The organism is Burkholderia sp. Ax-1720, assembly GCF_011753035.1.
In the GTDB taxonomy this organism is placed as follows: Bacteria; Pseudomonadota; Gammaproteobacteria; order Burkholderiales; family Burkholderiaceae; genus Burkholderia; species Burkholderia gladioli.
The window spans coordinates 1-7405 of sequence record NZ_VWWK01000256.1 but is presented as its reverse complement, the minus strand read 5'-3'; the positions used below and the strand labels follow the sequence as shown (position 1 = coordinate 7405).

The window sequence follows — 7405 nt, the reverse complement described above, 5'->3', positions numbered from 1 at the left end:
CCGGCATCGAGGGCGCGCCACCCGGGGCGCCCTCGCCGCTGCCGCCGTCGTCCCCCTTGCCGATGGCGGCCTGCAGTTGCTGCAGCGCCTGCATCAGCATGCCCAGCACCGCGCCGAGCGTCTGCGGATCGGCGCCGCCGAGCGCCGAGGCGTCGCCGGGCTGCGCGGCGCCGCCCAGCGGCCCGCTGGCGGAAGGGATCACCGGGCCCGGGCCCATGCTGAAGTTACCGTTGACGAGACTGACCATTGACGCACCGCTCCTGTGGACTGGACCTGCTGCACGAGATGCCGCCGCGCGGCATGAATCGGTCCAGCATTTCACGAAGCGATCCAGCGGAACGTACATCCGCGAACCCAGGCATCGCCACGCGAACCGCCGCGGCGCTTTCGCGTATGAGGAAAACGCGGCCGCGCCCCAAACCTTCGAAGCCACTTCAACGGGCTTTCGAAAACACCTTTCCACAAGGCTTCGCGCCGGCCGATATCGTCACGAAAAGACGCCGGGCCGGCGCCCGCATCGATGCCGCCCGGGCTGCATCGATACATTCACGCCAGGGGGCTCACCGGCGGCCCGATTTGCATTATGCTTCGCGCAAGCGCGGCGCCAGTCCACCGGCGAGCATCGCGCGATCGCTCCGGTTCCACCCGATGCCGGCCGCGCCCGCCGATCGGCCGCCGCGCCCAGGCATCCCCACGCAGGAAAGCTCCGTGTCGCTCCAGCCTCCGCCCTCGTCCTCCCCTTCGGCCGAAACGCTGCTCGAAATCGTTCACGCCCAGACCGAGATCGCGAAACTCGGCCTCGATCTCGGCAGCGTGATGGCCTTCGTCGCCGAACGCGGCCGACGCCTGACCGGCGCCCAGGGCGCGGTGATCGAACTCGCCGAGCAGGACGACATGGTCTACCGCGCCACCGCCGGCATCGCCGCCGACCTGCTCGGGCTGCGCCTGAAGCGTGCCGGCAGCCTGTCGGGCCTGTGCGTGCAGACCGGCGAGATCATGCGCTGCGACGATTCCGAAACCGACGATCGCGTCGACCGCGCCGCCTGCCGCCGCGTCGGCCTGCGCTCGATGCTGGTCACCCCGCTGCGCCACCTCGACACCACGGTGGGCGTGCTGAAGGTGATGTCGCCCGAGGTCGCCGCCTTCGACGAGGCCGACATCCAGGTACTGAAGCTGATGTCGGAGCTGATCGCGGCGGCGATGTTCCATGCCGCCCACAACGAGACCAACGAGCTCTACCTGCGCGCCACTCACGACGCACTGACCGGCCTGCCCAACCGCGCGCTGTTCTACGACCGCCTGCGCCAGGCGGTGCAGGTGGCGCAGCACTCGGAAGGCGCGCTCGGCATCCTCAACCTCGACCTGGACGGCCTCAAGCCGATCAACGACCGCTTCGGCCATCGCGCCGGCGACGCCGCGATCCGCGAGGCGGCGCTGCGCATCGCCCGCTCGGTGCGGCGCTCGGATACGGTGGCGCGCGTCGGCGGCGACGAGTTCGGCGTGATCCTGCCCGGCATCGGCGGCCGCCTGGATGCCGAGCGGCAGAGCGAGCGGATGACCGAAACGGTGGCCGAGCCCTTCGAGTTCGAGGGCCACCAGCTCGATCTCGGCGTGAGCGTCGGCATCGCGATCCTGCCCGACGACGGGGTCGACATGACGGGCCTGATCGACCGCGCCGACCAGGCCATGTACGCCACCAAGCGCCAGCGCAAGGGCAGCGACGGCCGCTGAAGGCCGGCAGCCGCCCCGGCGCGCGAAGCTCGAGCCCAGGCCCAGGTTTACACGCTGGCGCGGCCCGGCCCGACGTGCCACCATGTGCGCGCGGCGCGCGCCGGCTCGCGCCGCCTCACCGAGGAGCAGCGAACATGGCATTCCCGACCGCCGTCGACAAGCAGATCACCGATGCCGTCACCCAGGCCGATACCGGGGTGCTCGGCGATGCCCCCGCCATCGCGATGGGCAATCTCTTCGCGGCGACCGAGCAGGCGCTCGCCAACGCCGCCCACAACGCCACCACGGCCCAGCAGCAACAGAACATCACCGCCCAGGCCGCCACCGTGATGGGCGTGGCCACGCTGTATTCGATCGACACCGCCGCTACCGGCGAAGCCACGACGCGTATCTTCCAATGACCGGCGCGGCGCCGGCGAGGCCGAGGCCCCGCCCGGCTCGCCGCCCGCGCTTCCATCCAGCAGGAGTCACCCATGACCGTCATCGTTTCAGGCCGGCTGCAGCAAGGCCTCGGCAGCTTGTCGGAACCCTCGCGGATCGCGCTCGCCTTCGTCGACGGCGGCATCGAGTGGCTCGCCTGGGCCGTCGCCTCGCCCAGCGCCCGCTACGAGTTCCCCGACGAGACGCATCTGCTGGACGGCGTGCAACGCGGCCTGCACGCCTCGCCGCTGACCTTGCTGCCGACGCTGCAACTGCTGGTCAGCCCGGTCAAGCTGCTGACGCTGAGCCTGGCCGACCTGCGCGCGCTGGCGATCGTCGAGGCCGGCGACGACTCGGACTTCGCCGTGTCGCGCTCGCGCGCGGTGCTCGATGCGCATCACCTGCTGCCGCGCGAGGAACTCGCCACCGGCACCGGCTGGCTGGCCCAGCTGGGGGTGGAAACCGCGCCGCTGTTCCAGGCCCTCGACCTCGACGGCAGCCTGGCGCTGGCCGCGCTCGGGCAACTGCCGGAGCTGGCGGGCCATGCCGAATACCTGCAGCGCGAGGCGGCGGCCTTCGGCATCGAGATGGCGCGCACGCCCCAGGAATTCTGCGATTACTTCCGGCTCTACCTCGACCGCGTCGACGGTCTCGGCAACCACGCCGCCACCAATGCGGCGCAGCGCCGGGACGCGGCGCGCTCGGCGGTGCAGGCGCTGCTGCCGCTGCTGTTCGGCGCGCTCGACTGCCCGCAGGTCGGCGGGCTGGTCGGCCCGTCGGCGGTGGCCGCCGCGGTGCAGGCCTGGCTGCGGCAAGGGCGGATGCTCGGTTTCGCGCGCCTTTCACGCGGCGCGCAGCAGATGGTCCGCCATGGCGGCTACCGCGACCAGGCCGCCCACGAGGCGCGGCACCTGGTGGAGCGCTACCTGGCGGCGGCCGGCGAGCTGCTGGCGGCGAACCCGGTCGAGCGCGGCGTGATGGGCCAGGACGGCGCGACCTGCTCGTTCCGCATCGAGCACGGCGCGCGGCAGGCGGTGCTGCAACTGGCGCCGGACGGCGTGGTGTCGCTGTCCGCGTTCCACCCGGGCGCCGTCGGCTGAGGCACCGAGGCGGGCGTCCCGGGCGCAGGCCGGGCCCGCCCGCACGAAGCGCTGACGGCAGCGCTCACTGCAGCATGAAGGTCTCGTATTCGAGCGTGTCGAGCTTGCGATCGAGCCAGTAGAGACTCGCCAGCATCACCACGAACAGCGCGAGCGCGAAGCCATAGCCGTAGGCGGCGGGATTCGAGGCCAGCGTCAGCGCGGTCAGCACCACGTTCAGCACCACGAAGGCACCCACCAGCCACAGCACGATGCGGCGCTTGTCGAGGTAGAAGAACACGTTGATGATGCCCATGAACACCACCTGCATGCTGGCGGCGATCACGTCGATATAGAGCAGCGGCAGGTAGAGCGCCGGAATCCCCAGCCAGCGCAGCAGGGTCGGCGCGGCCGCGAACAGGATCAGCGCGGCCATCCCCTGGATCTTCAGGATCTCCCACACGCCCTCGCGCAGCGCCTCCACCATGGCGCGCTGCATGCGCTCGATGTGCTGCAGCGAGGCGCCCTCGCGCACCGCGTCGTAGAACGCGTCGTAGTACTCGACGAAGTCGGTCTCGATGCGCAGCAGGAACACCGCCATGCCCGGGATGATCGCCAGGTAGGCGAGGAACACCGGGATGTCGTAGATGATCGAGGCGCGCAGCGGCCCGATCACCGGCTGGCCGGTGCCCGCCGAGTACCAGAACATGAACTTGTCGATCCAGATGCCGAGGTTGTAGAGGAAACCGATCAGCATCAGCGAGGGATAGCGGTAGCGCTTCTCGAAGATCTCGAAGGAGATGAAGCGGTCGCTGTCGAAATCGCGGTAGATCAGCCCGAGCAGGCCGCACAGCAGCACCGCCTGGCCCGCCACGAAGCCGGCCAGCAGGCCCGTCAGCCCGAAGCCCTTGAGCGCCAGCGCGGCCAGCGCGGTGGCCGCGTAGCCGACGAAGAACACCACGATGATCGCCACGTAGCGCTTCATGCCCGACAGGAAGATGGTGGCGATCCAGATATTGCTCATCACCACGAAGCCGGCCAGCATCAGCAGCCGGTAGCCGGCGGTCTGGCCGCCGAACGCGAACAGCGCCAGCAGCGCGCCGATCAGGGCCGAGGCGGCCGTCACCACCAGCATCACCGCGTGGAAGTTCGGCAGCACCAGCTCGCGCCGCTTCTCGAACAGGCGGTCCGAGGTGAAGCGCGTGTACCAGAGCTGCAGCGGCCCGGTCAGCACCAGCGAGACCGCGATCAGGTAGGTGACCGACACCTGGAACTGCGTGACCGCGCCGTTCGGCTTGACGAAGGGCACGCTCAGCACGCCGATCAGCAGGATCCCGACGATCGACAGCACCCAGGGCCCGGCGCCGATCAGCCCCGCGTAGGTATAGGCCTGCATCAGCCCCGTCAGCGTGTTGCGACGGAGCATCTTGCGCAGCTCGAATCCGATTCCGGCCATGGTTCGCCGCCCTCCTCAGTGCGCCGCGCAGGCCGGCGGCCCGTCCGCGGCCGGCTGCGCCGGCGCATCCGCCAGGCGCCGGTACAGCGTGCGATAGGCGCCGATCATCTGCTCCTGCGTGTAGTAGCGCTCCACGCGCGCCACCCCGGCGCGCTGCGCGGCGTGCCAGTTGTCGTCCTGGAACAGCTCGATGGCGGCCTCGGCCAGCGCGCGCGGGTCGGCGATCTGCACCACCCGCCCGGCCGCGCCGAGCGCCGCGTCCTCGCCGGGCAGGCCTTCGATCAACTGCCGGCAGGAGCCCACGTCGGTGGTCACCGAGGGCACGCCGGCCGCGAAGCCCTCCAGCACCACCAGCGGCAGCGCCTCCGAGATCGAGCTGAGCACCAGCAGCCCGCACTTGGGCAGCAGTTCGTCGATCTTCTGGAAGCCGAGGAACTTCACCTTGTCCGCGAGCCCGAGGCTGTCCACCAGCGCGCGGCATTCCTGCGCGTAGGCGAGATCCTCGTCCTCGGGGCCGGCGATCCAGGCCTCGGCCTCGGGCATGCGGCGCAGCACGGTCAGCATGGCGCGGATGAAGGTCTTGATGTCCTTGATCGGCACCACCCGGCCGATCAGGCACAGCGTCTTGGGCACCGCCGCGGCGCGTTGCGCACGCAGCGGCGCGAGACGCGCCAGGTTCACGCCGTTCGGGATCGTGCCGGTGCGCGCGGCCGGCGCGCCGTCGAGGATCTGGCGCTGCCGGTTGCCCTCGTAGAGCGCGATGATGTCGCTGGCCGCGTCGTAGCAGGCGCGGCCCAGGGCCTGGAAGAAGCGCACCCAGAGATCGCGGAAATAGCCGACCTGCGAGACGTCGCGCTCGAAGATGCTGCGGTTGTCGCGGATCCACTCGCTCTGGAACAGGTCGATCTTGCGTTCCTTGGTGTAGATGCCGTGCTCGGAAACCAGCAGCGGCCGCCCGCTGCGGTAATGCGCAAGCGCGCCGAGGAAACCCGCGTAGCCGGTCGACACGGTATGCAGCACCTTGGCCGCCGGCAGCCCCTCGGCTACGCGCGCGAGCTGCCAGAGCGGCTTGTGCATGATGCGCACGGTCCAGAAGTAGTCGACGAAGGACGGATCGGTGCAGTGCTTGCGGTATTGGTCGGTGAGGAAATCCCAGGCCTGCTTCGAATACAGGAAGGCGTCCTCGCCGAGCGCGCCGCCCGGCTTCAGGTCCGTGAGCATCGACTTGAGCAGTTGCGCGCCCACCTCGCGCATCGCCGGGTTGCGCATGGTCTCGTGCAGCTTCGCCGAGCGCGCGAAGGCCTCGGCGTCGCCGCCCATCTTCTTCACCAGCGGCGGCGGCGCGAAATCGTAGAGATAGTGGGTTTCCAGATGCACCACGTTGTCGGGCAGCGCGTACTGCTGCTTGACGTAGTCCTGCGGGCGGCTGCCGAGGAAGCACAGCGCGAAGCTGTGCTCCGGGAAGGCGCGGATCATCTGGTTGACCCAGCTCGACACGCCGCCGCTCACGTAGGGAAAGGTGCCCTCGAGCAGCAGCAGCACGTCGGCGGAGGTGGCGCGCGGCAGCGCGGGCGTGGCCGGTGTGGTCATGGTGGAACTCATACGCGGGGGGCGCCGGCGGCGGCCGGTTGCCAGAAATCGAGGGCGGCCTGCAGGGTCGGCGTGACGGCATGCCGGTCCATCGCACCCAGCAGGCTGCGCACGCGCGGGAAATCGCGGCGCCAGTAGGCGGCCTCGGCCAGGTAGGGCAGCAACCGGTCGCGCGGGAAGCCGCAGTCGATCGCGCGCTGCAGCATCGCGTCGGCCGCGTCGAGCTCGCGGCGCAGCAGCGCCAGCCGGCCGCGCAAGCGCCACAGCGCGGCATCCTCGGGGATCAGCGCGAGCGCCGCCTCGGCGTAGCGCTCGGCCTGCGAGATCGCGTTGTCGTAGACGTCGCCCGTCACCAGTTGCTGGTAGATCAGCTCGCCGTACAACTCGGCCAGCACCTTGTTCGAGCGGGCCCGCTCGACGCCGGAGCGCGCCGCGCCGCCGGGCGCGTCGAGCACGGCGCGCTCGGCCGTGATGCGCTGGGTCAGGGCCTTCTCCTTGCTCTCCAGGCTGCCGTAGGCCAGCAGGCGGATGTCGTCGAGCGGGTCGGCCAGCATCTCCTGCAGGATCGGCGAGACGGTGCGCACCGGCAGCGACTGCATCGCAAGCAGCGCCGTCATGCGGAAATCGACGCTGGCCTCGGCATTGCGCAGCTCGGCCTTGAGCCGCGCGCCGCGGCCGTAGGACACCGAGCCGATCAGGTACTCGGCGAATTCGGGCTCCTCCACCGTGTTGACGGCCAGGCTCGCGCGGTTGGCCGGCAGCACGCGCGACAGCAGGAAGGCGCCGAGCGTGCAGAGGATGCCGCCCAGGGGCACCGCGAAGTCGAGAAAGCCGAGCAGCAGCAGGCCGCGCCAGGTAACGGGCCTGAGCCGGCGCGGCAACAGCCGCGCGCTGCCGGTGGCGGCGAACAGCGCGGCCAGCAGCTGCACCAGCAGGCACAGCGCGAACACCCGCGTATTGGCCTCGGCCGCCGCGGCCGCGGCGCCGGCATCGACCGGCAGGCCGCTCAACCATTGCGCGGACGGATCGGGCAGGCTGCGCAGCGTCAGCAGGCAGGCCAGCACCTGCAGCGCGATGCCGAGCGCCAGCGTCAGCGCGGCCAGCAGCGCGCCGAGCGCGTCGCCGGCCG

General features: G+C 70.6%; 7 protein-coding genes. 3 read left to right on the top strand and 4 right to left on the bottom strand.

Annotated features, from left to right (window positions below):
• Positions 1-247, bottom strand: a 247-nt coding sequence (locus F3J18_RS34435; protein ID WP_205195682.1) for a hypothetical protein, incomplete at its 3' end; no start/stop codon positions are given.
• Between the two features lie 461 nt (positions 248-708).
• Between F3J18_RS34435 and F3J18_RS34430 the strand changes: the two genes are divergently transcribed.
• The 3 genes from F3J18_RS34430 to F3J18_RS34420 all read left to right on the top strand — a co-directional run bounded on the left by F3J18_RS34430 (position 709) and on the right by F3J18_RS34420 (position 3251).
• Positions 709-1731 (top strand): sensor domain-containing diguanylate cyclase, encoded by a 1023-nt coding sequence (locus tag F3J18_RS34430; protein ID WP_345791232.1) that lies wholly within the window; start codon positions 709-711, stop codon positions 1729-1731.
• Positions 1732-1865: 134 nt separating this feature from the next.
• Positions 1866-2132, top strand: a complete 267-nt coding sequence (locus F3J18_RS34425) for a RebB family R body protein (protein ID WP_025101238.1) — start codon at positions 1866-1868, stop codon at positions 2130-2132.
• A 72-nt stretch (positions 2133-2204) separates the two neighbouring features.
• On the top strand, positions 2205-3251 hold the full coding sequence (locus tag F3J18_RS34420) for a hypothetical protein (protein WP_166916561.1): 1047 nt from the start codon (positions 2205-2207) through the stop codon (positions 3249-3251).
• A gap of 64 nt (positions 3252-3315) precedes the next feature.
• Here the strand turns inward: F3J18_RS34420 and pelG are convergent, their stop codons facing one another.
• The 3 genes from pelG to F3J18_RS34405 form a co-directional block, all read right to left on the bottom strand.
• Positions 3316-4686 carry an exopolysaccharide Pel transporter PelG gene (gene pelG, locus F3J18_RS34415; protein ID WP_166916559.1) on the bottom strand — a complete coding sequence of 457 codons (1371 nt, stop codon included), beginning with the start codon at positions 4684-4686 and terminating at the stop codon, positions 3316-3318.
• A 15-nt stretch (positions 4687-4701) separates the two neighbouring features.
• Positions 4702-6276: a GT4 family glycosyltransferase PelF gene (gene pelF / locus F3J18_RS34410; protein ID WP_166916556.1), complete on the bottom strand. Its 1575-nt coding sequence runs from the start codon at positions 6274-6276 to the stop codon at positions 4702-4704.
• 8 nt (positions 6277-6284) lie between these two features.
• The coding region (locus F3J18_RS34405; RefSeq protein WP_166916554.1) for a sugar ABC transporter permease at positions 6285-7405 on the bottom strand (1121 nt) is incomplete at its 5' end.

Bases quoted from the DNA above. Each gene is read 5' to 3' on its own strand.
- F3J18_RS34425 (WP_025101238.1), top strand. From the start codon at position 1,866: ATGGCATTCCCGACCGCCGTCGACAAGCAGATCACCGATGCCGTCACC.
- F3J18_RS34420 (WP_166916561.1), top strand. From the start codon at position 2,205: ATGACCGTCATCGTTTCAGGCCGGCTGCAGCAAGGCCTCGGCAGCTTG.
- pelG (WP_166916559.1), bottom strand. From the start codon at position 4,686: ATGGCCGGAATCGGATTCGAGCTGCGCAAGATGCTCCGTCGCAACACG.
- pelF (WP_166916556.1), bottom strand. From the start codon at position 6,276: ATGACCACACCGGCCACGCCCGCGCTGCCGCGCGCCACCTCCGCCGAC.